General features: G+C 54.6%; 15 protein-coding genes. 6 read left to right on the top strand and 9 right to left on the bottom strand.

The genetic code is table 11. The annotated features are described in order from the left end of the window. Positions 1 to 2 precede the first annotated feature (2 nt). The 5 genes from CA264_RS18435 to CA264_RS18415 form a co-directional block, all read right to left on the bottom strand. Positions 3 to 1,988, bottom strand: coding sequence for an OmpA family protein (locus CA264_RS18435; RefSeq protein WP_025608873.1), 1,986 nt, complete (start codon positions 1,986 to 1,988; stop codon positions 3 to 5). 18 nt (positions 1,989 to 2,006) lie between these two features. Then, positions 2,007 to 2,945, bottom strand: coding sequence for a PorP/SprF family type IX secretion system membrane protein (locus tag CA264_RS18430; RefSeq protein ID WP_025608872.1), 939 nt, complete (start codon positions 2,943 to 2,945; stop codon positions 2,007 to 2,009). A gap of 29 nt (positions 2,946 to 2,974) precedes the next feature. Then, positions 2,975 to 6,199, bottom strand: coding sequence for a T9SS C-terminal target domain-containing protein (locus tag CA264_RS18425; RefSeq protein WP_025608871.1), 3,225 nt, complete (start codon positions 6,197 to 6,199; stop codon positions 2,975 to 2,977). 434 nt (positions 6,200 to 6,633) lie between these two features. Next, the gene (lipA, locus tag CA264_RS18420; RefSeq protein WP_025608870.1) at positions 6,634 to 7,536 is read right to left on the bottom strand and encodes a lipoyl synthase; all 903 of its coding nucleotides are present in this window, start codon (positions 7,534 to 7,536) and stop codon (positions 6,634 to 6,636) included. A 118-nt stretch (positions 7,537 to 7,654) separates the two neighbouring features. After that, a complete protein-coding gene (locus CA264_RS18415) occupies positions 7,655 to 8,386 on the bottom strand; it encodes a hypothetical protein (protein WP_051364509.1) in 732 nt (243 codons plus the stop codon). Between the two features lie 70 nt (positions 8,387 to 8,456). Here CA264_RS18415 and CA264_RS18410 point away from each other — a divergent pair, with 70 nt between their 5' ends. Beyond that, positions 8,457 to 8,864, top strand: coding sequence for an OsmC family protein (locus CA264_RS18410; protein ID WP_025608868.1), 408 nt, complete (start codon positions 8,457 to 8,459; stop codon positions 8,862 to 8,864). A 26-nt stretch (positions 8,865 to 8,890) separates the two neighbouring features. Here the strand turns inward: CA264_RS18410 and ytxJ are convergent, their stop codons facing one another. The 4 genes from ytxJ to CA264_RS18390 form a co-directional block, all read right to left on the bottom strand. Beyond that, positions 8,891 to 9,232, bottom strand: coding sequence for a bacillithiol system redox-active protein YtxJ (gene ytxJ / locus CA264_RS18405; RefSeq protein WP_025608867.1), 342 nt, complete (start codon positions 9,230 to 9,232; stop codon positions 8,891 to 8,893). A 20-nt stretch (positions 9,233 to 9,252) separates the two neighbouring features. Then, a complete protein-coding gene (locus CA264_RS18400) occupies positions 9,253 to 9,624 on the bottom strand; it encodes a hypothetical protein (RefSeq protein ID WP_157593739.1) in 372 nt (123 codons plus the stop codon). A 31-nt stretch (positions 9,625 to 9,655) separates the two neighbouring features. Further along, positions 9,656 to 9,865 (bottom strand): hypothetical protein, encoded by a 210-nt coding sequence (locus CA264_RS18395; RefSeq protein WP_025608865.1) that lies wholly within the window; start codon positions 9,863 to 9,865, stop codon positions 9,656 to 9,658. Positions 9,866 to 9,952: 87 nt separating this feature from the next. Next, positions 9,953 to 11,932 (bottom strand): alpha-ketoacid dehydrogenase subunit alpha/beta, encoded by a 1,980-nt coding sequence (locus CA264_RS18390; RefSeq protein ID WP_025608864.1) that lies wholly within the window; start codon positions 11,930 to 11,932, stop codon positions 9,953 to 9,955. Positions 11,933 to 12,191: 259 nt separating this feature from the next. Here CA264_RS18390 and CA264_RS18385 point away from each other — a divergent pair, with 259 nt between their 5' ends. From CA264_RS18385 to CA264_RS18365, 5 genes are all read left to right on the top strand, one after another. Then, positions 12,192 to 13,451, top strand: a complete 1,260-nt coding sequence (locus tag CA264_RS18385) for a M16 family metallopeptidase (protein ID WP_025608863.1) — start codon at positions 12,192 to 12,194, stop codon at positions 13,449 to 13,451. Between the two features lie 160 nt (positions 13,452 to 13,611). Beyond that, entirely contained in the window at positions 13,612 to 14,061 is a 450-nt protein-coding gene (locus tag CA264_RS18380; RefSeq protein WP_025608862.1) for a PepSY-like domain-containing protein, read from the top strand. A gap of 169 nt (positions 14,062 to 14,230) precedes the next feature. Continuing rightward, the gene (locus CA264_RS18375) at positions 14,231 to 14,680 is read left to right on the top strand and encodes a MarR family winged helix-turn-helix transcriptional regulator (RefSeq protein ID WP_025608861.1); all 450 of its coding nucleotides are present in this window, start codon (positions 14,231 to 14,233) and stop codon (positions 14,678 to 14,680) included. Between the two features lie 46 nt (positions 14,681 to 14,726). Further along, the gene (locus CA264_RS18370; RefSeq protein ID WP_237151141.1) at positions 14,727 to 15,551 is read left to right on the top strand and encodes an aldo/keto reductase; all 825 of its coding nucleotides are present in this window, start codon (positions 14,727 to 14,729) and stop codon (positions 15,549 to 15,551) included. A gap of 91 nt (positions 15,552 to 15,642) precedes the next feature. After that, positions 15,643 to 16,746 carry an alkene reductase gene (locus CA264_RS18365; protein WP_025608859.1) on the top strand — a complete coding sequence of 368 codons (1,104 nt, stop codon included), beginning with the start codon at positions 15,643 to 15,645 and terminating at the stop codon, positions 16,744 to 16,746. Positions 16,747 to 16,818 lie beyond the last annotated feature (72 nt).

Raw genomic sequence — 16,818 nt, 5'->3', positions numbered from 1 at the left:
AATCAGTTTTTCTTGATGGTGAACTCGGTGCGGCGGTTCATCTGGTGCTCCGCCTCAGAGCACTCCACTCCGGTGGCGCAGCGGTTAACCAGGCGTGTCTTGCCATAGCCTTTTGCTGTCAGGCGGCTACTGTCGATGCCTTTAGACACCAGGTAGTCTACCGCAGCCTGCGCTCTTCTCTCCGAGAGCAGCTGGTTGTACTGTGCACTTTCGCGGCTATCGGTATGGGCGCTTAGCTCAATCTCCACCCGCGGGTTGTTTTTCAGCAGTGTCACCATCTTGTCCAGCTCCTTGGCTGCGTCCGGCCGAATCTCCCACTTATCCAGGTCATAGTAGATGTTATCCAGCACAATGGCCTTCTCTACCTCGTTCTTATCGAAAATAAGAGCTACCTGCATCGTATCCGGGGCAGAGGCTGGCACGGCTACATCGGTTCCCATTTTCAGGTACCCTATCTTAGAGCCTGAGAACGCATACGTATTGCCGGTGCGGGCCTCCATGTAATGTTTCGCCTCCTTATCTGTAATAACCACGGTAGAATCTTTTGAGTTCTTCCTGGCCACCAGAATTCTTGTCTCCGGCAGCGGCTCCTGCACAGTGCGCTTCTTGTCGTTCTGGAAACGGCCCAGTGTTGTAATAGCCAGCACTACCGGCTTCTGCAGCACGGTAAAGGCATATATATCCTCTGTGCCATTCTGAGAATCGCGGTTAGAAGACAGCAGTCCCCGCTCCCCGGGCTCCGTAAACATGATGCCGTAGTCGTTCTGCGGAGAGTTGATCGGGTAGCCCAGGTTGCGCACGGCGCGCCAGTTGCCCTGCTCGCCTTCGGCAGAGAAAATATCCATACCACCCATGCCTGTGTGGCTATCCGATGCAAAGTACAGCTTACCTGCTGCATCCACGTATGGGAAGCTTTCGCGGCCGCTGGTGTTCACCACAGGTCCGGCGTTTACAGGCTCTCCCCATGTGCCGTCTGCCTGGCGGGTGCTGTAGAAAATATCGGTATCGCCCAGGCTCCCCGGCATATCGGAGGCAAAGTACAGCACCTGCCCGTCCGGGGAAACGGCCGGATGCCCTACGGAGTACTCCTCTACCTTGTTGTAGGAGAACGGCTGCACATTGCTCCAGCTCCCCCCCTGTTTCTCGGCAGTGTAAATCTCCAGGCGGTTTACGTAGTTTGGCTTCTCCTGCTTCTCCACCCAGCTGGTGGGGTCGATGTTGGTGTTGCCTAGTGCAGGCACCATTTGGGTGCGGGTAAAGTACAGCTTCTGCCCGTCTTGGGCTGTAGAGGCCGTGGCGTTGTGAAAGTCGGTGTTAACCACCTCCTGCAGCGCCTCTGGCCTGCCCCACTCGCCCTGTGCATTCTGCTGCGCCATAAACAGCTGCAGGTACGGGCGGCCGGTCCATCCGAAGATCTTCGCCTCCTTATCGCCCTTGTTAACGCCTCTGTCTGAAGTGAAGATGACGCCATTGTTTCCGTACTGCACCGGGCTGAAATCAGAGAAACCGGCGTTGTTCAGGCTGGTCAGGGGCTTCACCTCGGCCACGGCGGGCTGGTTCATCCAGCGGAGGGCCTGGTCCGTTGCCTCCATCAGCTCCTGCGCCCGCTCGGCGTGCTCCGGCATTTCCTCGCCCCACTTCATGTACTGCTCTTTGGCCTCTTTATACTTGCCGTTGCTGCGCAGCGCCTCTGCATAGTAGTAGAGGTTCATGGGTGGGCGGCCTTCCATGCGCACCACTTTCCCGTACCAGTTCTCTTCTGCCTGGCTTTGGCGCGTCATGCGGTAAGCTGTGGCAATTCGCTCGGCAGTCTCCAGCCCAGGGGTGCGCTTCTGAATCGCCTCCTGGTACGCCTCCAGCGCCTTGGCGTACTCGTAATTCTCGTATAGTTTATCTGCCTTGCGCAGCGATGACTGGGCCTGTGCCATGGGCGCAGCACCAAGTATGGCGGCAGTTATAATGCAAAAGGGTGTATATATAAACTTCATAATGTAAGCGCTTAGGTATTAAAAGTACTGCGGTGTAAGCATTTTGGTCTCTTTCTTACGGAAGAAGTAGTAGCCAACCGACACCTCGTGGGTGCTCTGATCGCTGTAGCCGTTCAGCATCTTATCAAAGGAGTAGCCGATGCGCAGCTGTTTCAGCACCTGCAGCTCTCCGATAAAGGCCACGGCTGTGCGCTTTTCCACATCTCCCGCCTCTGCATCGTTGAAAACGTTCATGCTGGTGCGGTAGGAGCTGCCCAGCCACAGGCGATCGCCCAGCAGGACGAAAGCATTCACGTCCATGTTGGTTGGCGCATGGAAGTCCTCCTTCACCAGCACGCTAGGCTTCAGCTTCACAAAGGGGCTCAGGTCAAACACATAGCCCGTGGTAAAGAAATAGTGGCGCTCCGGCTCCACCTGATCCAGGTCGTCATACTTCAGCAGGTCAGTAGCAGACAAGCCCGCGTAAAAGCGGCTCGTGTGGAAGTAGGCTCCGATCTTCACGTCTGGTTTGATGTCTGTTTCTTTCCCGGATGGGATGGTGGGGTCGTCGCTGATCCCGAACTTGCTGCCATCGACGGTAGTCTGCACAAGCCCCGGCGCCACACCTAGGCTGAATATGGCGTTCTCGTTCACCTGAAGCTTCACGGCGAAGTTGGCATAGGCACTGAACGTGCTGTGCGCCCCAATCTCATCGTGCATCAGGTTAAGCCCCAGCCCCAGCCTATCGTTGGCCACCACGCCGTCCACCGCCAGCGACTGTGTGGTAGGTGCGCCGTCCACACCCGTCCACTGGGAGCGGTGAAACAGGTTCAGGTTCAGCACGTTTTTGCTTCCCGTGTAAGCCGGGTTGATAGACATGCTGTTAAATATGTACTGTGAGTACTGCGGGTTTTGCTGAGCGCTGGCAGCCGTTGTGATCAGCAGTGCCAGTAACAGGTAATATATTCTCATTTTCATCTGAATTTCAAGTTTGTAAGCCTCTGTGTTTAGCGGAATAGGGTGGTGTATCCGGTAAACTCTTTCACTACGCCATCGCACACTGTTACCCTTACTTTATAGAAGTAAGTACCTTGCTCCAGTTTATTACCTGACCAGTTGTTCTGGTAGCCCTTTGTTCTGAACACTTCGGATCCCCAGCGGTTAAAGATCACCACTTCGTTTACCGGGAACTTCTCCAGGTTCTTGATCTCCCAAGTATCGCGGATGCCGTCGCCGTTCGGGCTAAAGGCTTTCGGGAACTCCAGGTTACCGTCGGCTTTCGAGGCATCTATCGTGGCAGAGGCCTCTATGCTGCTACACGGTCCGTTTGTGGCCACTACCGTCACACGGCCTGTAGCGTCTGCTTTGTCGGCTTTTACCGTGATGGTTGTCGTGCCTTGGCCGGAAGTGATGGTGAAGCCGCTTGGCACCGCCCATGTATAGCTTTCAGCTCCCTGTACCGGGTCGATGGCGAACACCAGCCCCTCGCATACGTTGCTCTTGTCCGTGATCTGGCCCGGCGCTACTGGCGGAGCCGATACGTTTACCTGCAGCGGCTGGCCTTCTGCTGTGTCGCAGCTGTTGGTGCCTTCTACTGTTATGCTTCCGCCTGCCGAGCCGGCAGTTACGGTCACGCTTGTACCTGTGCTGTTGTTGTTGGCGAAGCTCCAGCCCTGTGGCAATGCCCAGCTGTAAGTCACCCCTGCTTCAGGGTTCGTAATTGTATAAACCAGTCCTTGTGAGCCTTCGCAAACATCCGTCGTTCCGGAGATAACCGGTGCGGCAGGGGCCAGCGTAGGGGCAACTTCCATTTCCGCAGTCTGTCCTGTGCCGCAGCCGTTAGTCACAGCCACCGTTACCTCGCCGGTACCAGGGCCAACCCGAACATTGATGCTGCGGGTGTTGGCTCCGCTGATCAGCCCCCAGGTCTCAGGTACGTTCCAGCTGTAGTCAGTGGCATCCGCTACATCCAGCACGCTGTATGTAAGGATTTCTCCTACACAGGCACCTCGCTGTCCGGTTATGGTTGGCAGATCAGGCTTGTTGTTAACCGCTACCGTTATAGCAGCTCCTGTGTCGCTGGTGCCGCACTCGTTATTCGCGATAACCTGTATCTCACCGCCGGCTGTACCCACTATCACGTTTATTTCCTGCTGGTCTGCGGCAGTGCCTGGCGCTAACTCCCAGCCGTCTGGCAAACGCCAGGTATAAGAAGAGGCGCCCACATCTCCGGCGGCGGTATAGGTCTGCCTGGTCCCGGCACAAACTACAGCCTCACCGGTGATGGCAGTAGGCCCCACAAGCGTTGGCCTGACTTTAACATTTTTTGTACCGGTAACGACAGAGCAGCCATTGTTCACTTCCAGTGTAAGTACACCGCCTACTGCGCCTGCCTTTACTTTTACCTCTGCCTCGTTGGTTGCCGAAGTAATGGTCAGGCCACCGCTTGCTATCCATCTGTAGGTTATGTTGCCTTCATAGGCTGGTGCTGTAAACTTGATGTCGGTGCTGTTTGCACAAACCTCACCAGGGCCGGCCACTGTTACACCGGATATGTTCGGGATAACGCCAATGTTTAAAGCGCTGGTGTTTCTGCCACCGCAAGGGTCTGTAACGATTACCGCCAGGGTTCCGCTTGTCGCGCCAATCGCCACAACAGCTTTGTTACCGACAGACGAAACAACCTGCACGCCACCTGTTGTGGTGAACTTGTAGACAGCGCCGGGAATTTCTGTAGCGATATACTCTGCCCCGGCCGTGGCCTCGCAAAGGTTAAGGTTGCCTGTCAGTGCAAGGCCTGTTAGCTCCACACATCCCACATCAATCACTGCGGTAGCGTTGTTGTTGTCCAGGTTCGTATCCGGCACCTCCGGGCTGCTTACCACAGAGGCTGTGTTAACCAGCGTACCGGCCTTGTTGATGCTGGCTTTCAGGGTTATGGTCTTCTCCGCGCCTGCAGCCATCGTGCCTATCACGAGCTTTCCAGTAGCAGCGTTGTAGCTTCCCTCACTAGACGAAACAAAGGTCAGCCCGTCAGGAAGAGCGTCTGTCATCACAACGCCCTTGGCCTCGTACAGGCCGTTGTTCTTAACTGTGACTGTATAGGTTACCTCCCCGCCTACTGTGTAAGGAGCTGTAGCGGCAGTTTTGGTGATGCTCAGGTCCGCATTTAACTCCGGCACCTGAATTGTCCAGATGCTGCGGTTATCTTCTTCCCGTGGGTCCGGGTCCCTGGAAGCTGCCGTTGCCACGTTAGTGATAGCACCTGTAGCAGTTATTCTGAATGTCAGGGTTATTTCTTTTTTTTCCGCGAAGCCAAGCTCCGGGATGCTCCACCTCAGGGCTGCAGGGTCAAAGGAGGACGAGCTTCCGTCGAAAGCGGCAGAGCCCGCCACATACTGCAGGCCTGTTAAAGGCAGCTCGTCCAGCACTGACACGTCGAAGGCCGTGCCGGGGCCGCTGTTGGTCACGGCAATAGTATAGGTTATTTCATCGCCCAGCCTGTAGAGTTGGTCCGGGGCCGTTTTTACCACTTTCACATCTGTGCGCACGATGCCCGGCAGGTACAAGTTGTTGCGATCGAGGGTAACTGTACCGCCCAGTGATATGGCGCGGCCGTTAACGCCAACGCCGTCCTCCAGGTACACATCTCCCTTAGCCAGTATGGTGCCTACAAAGTTGGTGATGCCCCCAAGCTCCACACGCCCGGTCACCAGCCAATAGACGTTCTTGCTCTGTGCATACACCAGGCGAATAGCGGCGTTCGGAGCTTTTGAGATGAGGTCGCCATCTATTTCAAACACGTACATGCCGTTAGGGTCGCCCTCTGCGTTAAGCGTGAGCACACTCTCAAAACCAGCCAGGCCTGTTATTTTGTAGTGCCCGGGCCTGATCCCGTCCTTGTCGCCTTTGAACGTGGTCGGCAGCGTTGCTGTAGACTTGCCATAGAACCGGTCATACGCTGCCGTGGCATCGTTCAGGGCATTTGCCGCATATACGCCTGTCTGAACGCTTCCCTCCTGTATGCTCAGGAGCGATCTGTTTTCTATGTCGTCAGCACTGCTGATGCCAACGCTACCTGTTACACCAGAGAGATCATTTACAATGATCTTTTCTGAGGCGAGCACGGCAAAGTTGGTTGCCTGCCCCATAATTTCCCCCTCTGTTTGTGCGAAGCTAAAGGTGATACTGCCTATCAGCAATAGAAAGGTCAGCAGTAAAGATTTAATCATATAGTAAGAATAATAACTGTAGATAATATTAGTCGCATATACATAGATATAGCTGTACCTATGTTAATACATTGTACTTGAATATTTTGAAATGGTTATATTGAAAACTGGAATATATATTTATTTAATATAAAATATAGTATATACTACAAGGCAAGCCATCAGCATGTTCCCTTCCATTCTGGCCAGGGAGGGAGTAGAGCGTGATTTGTGCGACAGGAAATAAGATAGGGGGGAAAGTAAATTTGTTTACATAGGCGCTAGCTCGAGGTATTTGGCAATAAAATTACATTCTAGCTATTTATTTTCAAATAGTTATAGATAAATTATTTAACATATTGCTTACATCCAACTTCCACAAACCTTGCGAAATACACAAAAAAAGCCTCTGCCGCACTTAACGCAGCAGAGGCTTTTTCTAAAGTTTTTTGACGCTATACGTTTACGTGGCGCTCCGCATGGTAGGAGGATCTTACCAACGGGCCTGACTCCACATACTTAAGGCCGCGCTTCAGGCCTTCTTCGCGATAGTGGTCGAACAGGTCCGGGTGGATAAACTCGGCTACCTCCAGGTGCATTTTGGTAGGCTGCAGGTACTGGCCCAAGGTCAGGATATCACAACCGTTGGCGGCCAAATCATCCATCGCCTGGTATACTTGCTCGCGTGTTTCTCCCAGGCCCAGCATGATGCCGGTCTTGGTGCGCTGGCCATACTCCTTCGTGCGGCGGATCTGCTCCAGCGAACGGTCATACTTAGCCTGCGGGCGAACGCGGCGGTACAGCTCCTTCACCGTCTCCATGTTGTGCGACACGACTTCCTGGCCCGGCGAAATCATCGTGATCAGGGCGTCCCAGGTGCCTTTTACATCGGGGATCAGGGTTTCGATTGTCGTGGTTGGGGACATGAGCTTCACCTGCTTCACCGTTTCGTGCCAGATGGCGGCGCCACGGTCTTTCAGTTCGTCGCGGTTTACCGAGGTAAGCACGGCATGCTTCACGCCCATTAGTTTGATGGCCTCTGCCACGCGGCGCGGCTCATCCTCGTCATACTCGTTCGGGCGGCCTGTGGCCACAGCGCAGAAAGAGCAGCTGCGGGTACACACATTACCTAAGATCATGAACGTAGCTGTACCTGCGCCCCAGCACTCGCCCATGTTCGGGCAGTTGCCGCTTTCGCAAATGGTGTGCAGCTTATATTCGTCTACAATGCTTCTTACTTTGGCGTACTCCTTCCCAACCGGTAGTTTTACGCGTAGCCAGTTCGGCTTGCGCGGCTGGCCCAGTGCGTTAAGCCCCTCGGGCTTGGCGTTAGGCTGAATAACCGGAAGTGTCATCATTTCATCCATAGTGCAAAGATAGGAAGTTATGGGTTAAGAGTTTAGCCACAGGCCAAAAATGTGCCCGCGGCCGTGTATCCCCTTTAACAAAGCGGCACTCCTAAATGTTCGGAAAGGCTTACTTGCGGCTGCCGTAGTACAGGTTCAGGTACACAGCGGTAAAGGTGTTGTTGTTATCCGCCAGGGGGATAATAACGGGCTTGCTCGGGAAATACTCCACCGACACCCCGACCTCAATACCTGCGATACTCTCGCGGTACCGGCCGTACTCAAAGCTGAGGCCTGCCTTGGCGTGCACGCCCGGCTTAATCTTGGTCTCCCCAAAGCCGCGGAACACGGTGTCGCTGCCCAGTATGTAGTCGAGGTTGGCGTGCTCCCGCTCATCGTAGGGCACCGTGCGGATATCGGTGCCGTTGCCGTTGTAGTTATAGTCAATGTAGTAAGGCACGAGCAGGCCCAGAGACGGCCCTATGGCACCGATGGCATTTACCTGCACCCCCGAATCCGCCGCCTTCCGGAACAGCACCAGCTCACGGCCATAGTGCGGCCGCACCACAAAGAAGTAGTTCTTCTTGCCGTAGATAAACGAGTCGCCGGACACGAGGCTGTAATAGCGGTTCTCTTTTGGGTGCTTCACCTCCACCACCTCAATGCCGCCGAACTGGTACATGCGCTCGTTCATGTAAAAGGAGGAGCGGATGAACGCGCCCCCGATCAGCCCCCCGTTGGAGTTGAAGTTAACGCCATAGCTCAGCTCGTTCTGGAAGCTTTCGTCCTCCTGCTGCTGGGCCAGGGCTGGGGTAGCTCCCAAGAGAGCTGCTGCAAGTATAAATGCTAGAAATCTAATCACGGGGCAGTGCGTTTCAGATTGTATAAAAGTACTTAACTTTACGCGTATTTCAAATTCAGGATTTATACGTATGGCAACGATACAAAGTGTTTACAAAGGAAACTTGCGCACTAGCGCTCAGCACCTTGCCTCTGGCAACAGCATCATTACCGACGCCCCGGTAGACAACAACGGCAAAGGGGAGGCTTTCTCTCCCACTGACCTGGTATGCGCCGCGCTCGGCTCCTGCATGATGACCATTATGGGCATTGTGGCCAACCGCAGCAACATCGATATTGAGGGCATGGAGATCGAGATCACCAAGGTGATGGCTGCCGAGCCACGCCGTATTTCGGAAGTGCTGCTGAACTTTACCATGCCTGCCGGTAAGGCATACACGGCTAAAGAGAAGGCCATGCTGGAAAACGCGGCCCATACCTGCCCGGTTGCCCTTAGCCTGCACCCGGATATTAAGCAGACAGTTTCTTTTACGTACTAAAACGAGAGCGGCGTGGCAGGTTACTGCTACGCCGTTACTTTCTTCTTAAGCGCATCAACGCTAATGCCGAGGTGCGAGGCATCGTAGGTGCACATGCCGTCCTGCACCAGCAGCAGCTGCGGCGACTGGTGGGTTACCTGCAGCGCCTCCGCCACCTCGTTCGACACCGGGCGGTAGCTCAGCAGGTCCAGGTAGTACGGTTTCACGTGGTCAAGGCCGGCACCATCCCACTGGCGCTCCAAACGGCTTTTGGCGGTGGAGCTGATAGAACAGGACGTGCTGTGCTTAAAGATCACCACCGGCGTGTTTTTCGATTCTTCCAAAATTTCATCCAACTGCTCAACGCTGGTTAGCGGGTGCCAATTCATAGGGTCTTTCTTTTTCTTTGTTAGTTATCTCTTTTTCTCCGGTCCCGCTGCTTATGCTGGCGCTTCTTTTTAAAAAGCCGTCGCTTCTTTACCGGCTCGCCACTCATGTTAAACTGGTACTCGTCGCGATTGTCTTTGTGGACGCGCCTGCGGCCAGCCGCCCCTTTCTTGAACGTATAAGCATCGGTGTTGAGGTGCGTGTCTTTGTAGGTTGTCTTTAGCTGAGAGGCCTCCTTCAGCGACTGGCGCAGTTCCTGCTCGTGCTTTGCCGATGTTTCATGGCTTACCTGAGCATAGCCGGGCAAAGTACCCAGCAGGAAAAACAGCAGCAGGCCAAAGCCACACATCCAAACTGTTCGGGAGCAAGATTCCGCAGCACGCACCTTCATCATGGTTTTATACTGATTCTTAGTAAAGTGGTTACTAAAACAGGCCGAAGCCGCGCTTCTTCTTCACCCGCCCGTTTTTATCCTGCTGCACCTTTATGGCCTCCAGCCCCTGGGCATTCGGGCCACCAATTTTTATCGAGCGCTTGCTGGAAGGCTTAGGGCAAGGAATGATTCCCTTGCGCTGGCAGCCGGCGAGCAGCAGCAGGCACAGCAGCATAAAGAGGTAAGGGCGAAGTATACGCATGCACAAATATATAATTTTTATTTTATTTAAAATAACTTAAACACAAGGGCAGCCACGGAGGTGCTACCCTTGTGTTTCTGCTGCTTGTTAGTAGTTGAGCATCGCCTCTGCTTTCTGGCGCAGGCGTTGCCTTGGCAGGAACTCCTGCTCCAGTGGCGGGGCAAACGGCACAGCGGTGTCCAAACTGGCGACACGCGCAACCGGAGCATCCAGCAGCTCAAAGCAATGCTCGCTTATCCAGGCCGCGATCTCTCCGCCTATACCCCCAGTCATGGTGTCTTCGTGCAGGATGATGACACGGCCGGTTTTCTCCACAGCGGCACGCACGGCTTCCTTGTCCCACGGCAGCAGCGTGCGCAGGTCCAGTATCTCTATGCTTGCATCGCTTAGCTCCTGCTGCAGCTGCTTGGCCCAGTGCACGCCCATGCCGTAGGTAATAATGGTTAGGTCCGTGCCCTCGGCCACAGTCTTGGCTTTGCCGATCTCGACGGTGTAGTAATCGTCCGGGATCTCCTGTGAAATGGAGCGGTACAGCAGCTTGTGCTCAAAGTACATCACCGGGTTCGGGTCTTCGATGGCGGCGTTCAGCAGGCCTTTGGCATCGTAGGGCGAGGATGGGTACACCACCTTAAGGCCCGGCGTGTGAAAGAACCAGGCCTCGTTGCTCTGCGAGTGGAACGGACCTGCCGCTGTACCGGCACCGGTTGGCATGCGCACGACCACATCGGCATTCTGGCCCCAGCGGTAGTGGCTCTTGGCCAGGTTGTTCACAATTTGGCTGAAGCCGGCGCTCACAAAGTCGGCAAACTGCATTTCTACCATGCTTTTTTGCCCGCGCACCGATAGGCCCAGGCCAATGCCCAGTATAGCCGACTCGCACAGCGGGGTGTTTCGCACGCGGTCTTTGCCGAATTTATCCACAAAGCCCTCGGTTACCTTAAACACGCCGCCGTACTCGGCTATATCCTGCCCCATCAGCACCAGCTCCGGGTAGCGTTCCATACTTTGGCTCAAGGCATCGGAAATGGCATCCACAAAGCGGCGCTCCGTTTTGCCCTCTGCGGCCGGAGATACCACCTCCTGGTGAAAGGGCTTGTACATGTCCGCCAGCTCCTGCTCACGGTCGGCCTCCGGCATCGGCTCGGCAAAGGCTGTTTGCAGCCCCTCCTCTATCTCCGCCTTCAGCTCCTCCTTTATACTTTCCATGGCTTTCTGCGTCAGCACCAGCTCATCCAGCAGGTAACGCTCAAAGTTCTCCACGGGGTCTTTCTTGGCCCATTTCTCAAACAGCTCTTTCGGCACATACTTCGTGCCGCTGGCCTCCTCGTGGCCACGCATCCGGAATGTGATGGCCTCGATCAGCATCGGCCGTGGGTTCTTGCGGATACTGGCCGCTGCCTGACGCACGGTGTCATACACCTCCAGAATGTTGTTGCCGTCTATCTGCAGGGAGTCGATGCCGTAGGCCGGGCCTTTATCGATGAAGTGCTTGAACTTGAACTGCTCGTTGCTCGGGGTGGAAAGGCCGTATCCGTTGTTCTCGATCATGAAGATAACCGGCAGCCCCCACACCGCCGCCACGTTGAGCGCCTCGTGGAAGTCGCCCTCGCTTGCGCCGCCGTCGCCGCTGAACACCAGCGTCACCTTCTCCTTGTTCTCCAGCAGGTCGGCCAGGGCAATGCCGTCGGCCACGGCCAGCTGCGGGCCCAGGTGCGAGATCATCCCGACGATGTGGTGCTCGTTGGTGCCGAAGTGGAAGGAGCGGTCGCGGCCCTTGGTAAAGCCGAGGGTTTTCCCCTGGAACTGCGCAAACAGGCGGTCCAGCTCCACGCCCCGGCTCGTAAACACGCCCAGGTTGCGGTGCAGCGGCAGAATGTACTCGTCCTGCTCCAGCGCCATGGCAGCGCCCACGGAGATCGCCTCCTGGCCGATACCTGAGAACCATTTGGTTACTTTGCCCTGGCGCAGCAGCACCAGCATGCGCTCTTCAATCATCCGCGGCTTCAGAATAGCACGGTATAGCTGTATCAGTTCGTCCTCGGAGTATTCTTTGCGATTGTAGTTCATCTGTTTTGAGAAACCTTGTTATAGATTGGCAAGTTAAACTAATGGTGTTCTAACTGAAACTTATACCACTAATTTATACATTTGCTTGAAAAGACACAGGTATCAAGTACCAAGACACAAGATTTTTGATTCAGTATTCAAAATATTAACTGTTCTTATACAAGCTCCGTGTGCTTTGCATACATGGCTGTTACTGTCAACATCATTTAAGAAAAGTCTTGTGTCTTGATACTTATGTCATGTGTCGCTAATAAGAGATATGATAGATTTCAAAGAATTTACACTAGATAACGGTCTGCGCGTGATTGTGCACGAGGACCACACCTCCCCTATGGCCGTGCTGAATGTACTGTACGATGTGGGCTCCCGCGACGAGGAGGAGGCGCACACGGGGTTCGCGCACCTGTTTGAGCACCTGATGTTCAGCGGCTCCGTCAACATCCACAGCTACGACGAGCCCCTGCAGCGCGTGGGCGGCGAGAACAATGCGTTCACCAGCCCGGACATCACCAACTATTACCTGTCGCTGCCGGCGCAGAACATCGAAACGGGTTTCTGGCTGGAGTCGGACCGTATGCTGGAGCTGGCCTTCAGCGAGAATGGCCTGGAGGTGCAGCGCAAAGTAGTGGTGGAGGAGTTTAAGCAGAACTACCTGAACCAGCCTTACGGCGATGTGTGGCTGAAGCTGCGCCCGCTGGCTTACAAAGAGCATGCGTACAAGTGGGCCACCATCGGCAAGGAGATCTCCCATATTGAGGAGGCCACCATGGACATTGTGAAAGCCTTCTTTAAAAAGCACTACTCCCCAAGCAACGCCATATTGGTTGTGGCCGGCAACGTGACCTTTGAGCGCGCAAAAGAGCTGACAGAAAAGTGGTTCGGCCCGATACCGGCCGGCAACAAGTATGAGCGCCAGCTGAAAGCAGAGCCAAAGCAGACGGAGGCGCGCACGCTGGAAGTAACCTCGGACGTACCGCTCAGCGCACTCTACAAGGCTTACCACATGCCGGGCCGCCAGCACCCGGACTACCACGCCGTAGACCTGATCAGCGACATACTGGGCCGCGGCAAGTCGAGCCGCCTGTACGAGCGCCTGGTAAAGGAGCAGAAGCTGTTTAACTCTATCTCGGCATCCGTGTCGGGCAACATAGAGCCGGGCCTGCTCATTATCCAGGGCAAGCTAAACGAGGGCGTGGACCTGCAGGAGGCAAACGCCGCCGTCGAAGCCGTTGTGCAGGAGCTGATAGACCAGCGCGTGGACGAGGAGGAGCTGAACAAGGTGAAAAACCAGGCGGAAACCAGCATTGTGTTCTCCGAGATTGAGCTCCTGAACCGTGCCATGAACCTGGCCTACAGCAAGCTCCTCGGCGACACGAACCTCATCAACCAGGAAGGCGAAAAGGTACAGGCCGTTACCCCGGCCGACATCCAGCGCTGCGCCGGGGAAGTGCTGCGCCCTACCAACTGCTCCACCCTGCTTTACAAGGCGGAAAAGAAGGAACAGCCGGCAGAAGTATAACTTTGTAGTTTTCCCCATACATGCAGAAAAGGCCGGTTACGCCGGGCTTTTCTGCATTCAGGCTTCTATCTACAGATTTGCTCCAGATTTGCTCCAAGTTTGCTTCAGATTTAGCGTCTAGCTTTAGGGTATATTTTCAATAACCTAAACAGCACAGACCATGAAACCAACCGCAATTGCACTTCTGTTTTTAGGCAGCTTCCTGTTTGCCTGCGACAACGACGATGATGTGAAACCCGATGACGTACCTGTAGCCGTGAAAGACACCCTCGTCAACACCTTCCCGAACGCTCAGAACATTGAGTGGGATAAAAAGGGAGAAGACTATGAGGCGGACTTTGACCAGGACACGGTGGAGTACGATGCCCTGCTAAACGCGTCCGGTGCGCTGCTGATGCACAAGTATGACATTGCGGAGGCGGCGCTTCCAGAGGAGGTAAAGGCATCCATCACACAAAACTACGCCGGCTACCGCGTAGACGATGCCGAGGTGGTAGACAGAGCCGGCGCCCTCTACTACCAGGTAGACCTGGAGAAGGACAACAGCGAAGAAAAGCTGGTGCTCTCTGCCGACGGGCAAGCGCAGACAGAAATCCCCTACTGGGAGTAACAGCTCACCGGAGGGAGGCCTACCAACGCAAGGCGCAGTGCACAGAGCATTGCGCCTTGTGTTTTTTACGCCACCGCCAGCTTTATACTTACAGCCTCAGCCCTATCGCCCGAAACCTTACACCGACAAATTTTGTATATACAAATATTGTTCATAACTTTGCGATGCAATGCGAATAGAAGACGAAATACACCAGAAAGAGTTCAAGGACGACTACCGCCGTTTGATGGTTAACCTGTTGTTTACCAACAACTGGGTGAACCAGCAACTGACGCCGTTCTTTAAAGGGCTTGGCCTGACGCTGCAGCAGCACAACGTGCTGGCTATCCTGCGCGGCCAGCACCCGGCCCCGGTGTGCTTTGGCGATATCCAGAACCGCATGGTGGACCGCAACTCTAACGTCACCCGCCTGATCGACAAACTGATTGAGAAAGGCTTCGTTACCCGCGACATCTGCCAGAGCAACCGCCGCATGATCGAAGTGCGCATTACCGAAAAAGGGATAGAAAAGCTGCAGGAGGTGGACGCCAAGTCCCCTAGCCTGTTCGAGTGCTTCCATAACCTCACGCAGGAGGAAGCCATTCTGGCCAGCAGCCTGCTCGACAAGCTGCGCGGCTAGCATTTTTTTTACCGTTATATTTGTATACACAACTAATGTATAGACTATGAAAATGAAAGAGATCACTGTTAAAGGAGCAACCATACCGGCGCTGGGCTTCGGCACCTTCCAGCTGGACAACGACACTGCCTACACCATGGTAAAAGCCGCGCTGGACGCCGGCTACCGCCATATCGATACGGCACAGATGTATAAAAACGAGGAGGGCGTAGGCCGTGCCATTGCAGAGGCCGATGTTCCACGTGAAGAGATTTTCCTTACCACCAAAGTATGGCATGAGAAGCTCAGCAAAGAGCACTTCCTGCCGTCGGTGGAGGAAAGCCTGAGAAAGCTGAAGACCGACCAGGTGGACCTGCTGCTGATTCACTGGCCCAATGCAGACGTGCCCGTGGAGGAGTACATTGGCGAACTGATGAAGGCCCAGGAGAAGGGGTACGCCAAATACATCGGCGTGAGCAACCACACCACCGCCCTCCTCGACAGGGTGCTGGCAACGGGAGCCGACATCATCACCAACCAGGTCGAGTACCACCCCTTCATCAACCAGGACAAGCTTTACAACTACCTGCGCCAGCACAGCCTGACCCTGACCGCCTACAGCCCGATTGCACAAGGCAACGTGATGGGCAACGACACGCTCAAAGGCATCGGCGAGAAGTACGGCAAGAACGAGGTGCAGGTAACGCTGCGCTGGATGATGCAGCAGGACGGTGTACTGGCTATCCCGAGAAGCTCAAAGGAGTCTCACATGAAGTCGAACTTCGACATCTTCGACTTTGAACTGACACAGGATGAGATGAAGCAGGTAGATGCCCTAAAACAGGAGAACCGCCGCCTCATTAGCCCGCCATGGGCACCGGACTGGGACTAATTAAAATTTTGAATACCTGATTTTTGAATAAGTGAATGCCATCGGCAGCGATGGTTTTATACTTTGACCATCCATAAACGACATCTGATAAATGGAAAAGCAAGCATTATTACAACCGATAAAACTACACGACCTGGAGCTGAAGAACCGGGTTATCATGGCACCGATGACGCGCAGCCGCGCTAACAACGAAGGCAACGTGCCTAACGACCTCATGGTGACCTACTACGCACAACGCGCTGGTGCCGGCCTGATTATCTCAGAAGGCTCCCAGATTTCGAAGCAGGCAGTAGGCTATATTAGCACGCCCGGCATTTACTCTGCTGAGCAGGTAGAGGGCTGGAAGAAAGTAACAGAAGCCGTGCACGACGAAGGCGGAAAAATATTTATCCAGTTGTGGCACGTAGGCCGCATGTCGCACCCGGACTTCCATAACGGAGAGTTGCCTGTTGCGCCGTCTGCTATCAACCCGAACGACAAGTCCTATACGCCTGAGGGCTTTAAAGACACCGTAACGCCTCATGAGCTGACTATCCCAGAGATTAAGCAGATTGTGCAGGACTTTAAAAACGCCGCAAAAAATGCCATGGAGGCAGGCTTTGACGGTGTGGAAGTACACTCTTCCAACGGTTACCTGCTGCACCAGTTCTTCAACAGCACTTCTAACACCCGCACCGATGCCTACGGCGGCTCCATCGAGAACCGTGCACGTATCCTGTTTGAGGTGCTGGATGCCATTAAAGAAGTAATGCCGATCGAAAAGGTGGGCGCACGCCTGAACCCAAGCCTGAACGGCATCTTCGGCATGACGCTGAACGAGGACACGATCCCGACGTTTGACTACATCGTTGAAAAGCTGAACGAGTACAACCTGGCTTACCTGCACCTGTCGGAGCCGTTTAACGACGTAAGCAGTGTGCCGCACGCAGAGCCTCACATTGCCAAGCGCTACCGCCCGATGTACAAAGGCAACCTGATCATCAACGCCGGCTTTACGCAAGAGAGCGGTAACAAGGTGATTGAGGATGGCGATGCCGATATGGTGGCCTTTGGTGTGCCGTTTATCGCGAACCCGGACCTGGCGGAGCGTTTTGCTCAGAATGCAAAGCTGCAGGAGCCTCAGAAAGATACGTTTTACACTCCTGGTGCCGAGGGCTATATCGATTACCCTTCCCTGGCGGAAGCAGAGGCCTAAGCCCGAGGCGCTTTTCTATATATTCCAACCTTCAAGCCAGTTGCCTTACGGTAACTGGCTTTTGCTTTTACA

Source organism: Pontibacter actiniarum, assembly GCF_003585765.1.
In the GTDB taxonomy this organism is placed as follows: Bacteria; Bacteroidota; Bacteroidia; order Cytophagales; family Hymenobacteraceae; genus Pontibacter; species Pontibacter actiniarum.
This window is presented reverse-complemented; position numbering and strand designations above follow the sequence as displayed.

Excerpts from the sequence above, each read along its gene's own strand:
- CA264_RS18400 (WP_157593739.1), bottom strand. The coding sequence starts at position 9,624 with ATGATGAAGGTGCGTGCTGCGGAATCTTGCTCCCGAACAGTTTGGATG.
- CA264_RS18430 (WP_025608872.1), bottom strand. The coding sequence starts at position 2,945 with ATGAAAATGAGAATATATTACCTGTTACTGGCACTGCTGATCACAACG.
- CA264_RS18380 (WP_025608862.1), top strand. The coding sequence starts at position 13,612 with ATGAAACCAACCGCAATTGCACTTCTGTTTTTAGGCAGCTTCCTGTTT.
- CA264_RS18410 (WP_025608868.1), top strand. The coding sequence starts at position 8,457 with ATGGCAACGATACAAAGTGTTTACAAAGGAAACTTGCGCACTAGCGCT.
- ytxJ (WP_025608867.1), bottom strand. The coding sequence starts at position 9,232 with ATGAATTGGCACCCGCTAACCAGCGTTGAGCAGTTGGATGAAATTTTG.
- CA264_RS18395 (WP_025608865.1), bottom strand. The coding sequence starts at position 9,865 with ATGCGTATACTTCGCCCTTACCTCTTTATGCTGCTGTGCCTGCTGCTG.
- CA264_RS18385 (WP_025608863.1), top strand. The coding sequence starts at position 12,192 with ATGATAGATTTCAAAGAATTTACACTAGATAACGGTCTGCGCGTGATT.
- CA264_RS18370 (WP_237151141.1), top strand. The coding sequence starts at position 14,727 with ATGAAAATGAAAGAGATCACTGTTAAAGGAGCAACCATACCGGCGCTG.
- CA264_RS18425 (WP_025608871.1), bottom strand. The coding sequence starts at position 6,199 with ATGATTAAATCTTTACTGCTGACCTTTCTATTGCTGATAGGCAGTATC.
- CA264_RS18435 (WP_025608873.1), bottom strand. The coding sequence starts at position 1,988 with ATGAAGTTTATATATACACCCTTTTGCATTATAACTGCCGCCATACTT.
- CA264_RS18390 (WP_025608864.1), bottom strand. The coding sequence starts at position 11,932 with ATGAACTACAATCGCAAAGAATACTCCGAGGACGAACTGATACAGCTA.
- lipA (WP_025608870.1), bottom strand. The coding sequence starts at position 7,536 with ATGATGACACTTCCGGTTATTCAGCCTAACGCCAAGCCCGAGGGGCTT.
- CA264_RS18375 (WP_025608861.1), top strand. The coding sequence starts at position 14,231 with ATGCGAATAGAAGACGAAATACACCAGAAAGAGTTCAAGGACGACTAC.
- CA264_RS18365 (WP_025608859.1), top strand. The coding sequence starts at position 15,643 with ATGGAAAAGCAAGCATTATTACAACCGATAAAACTACACGACCTGGAG.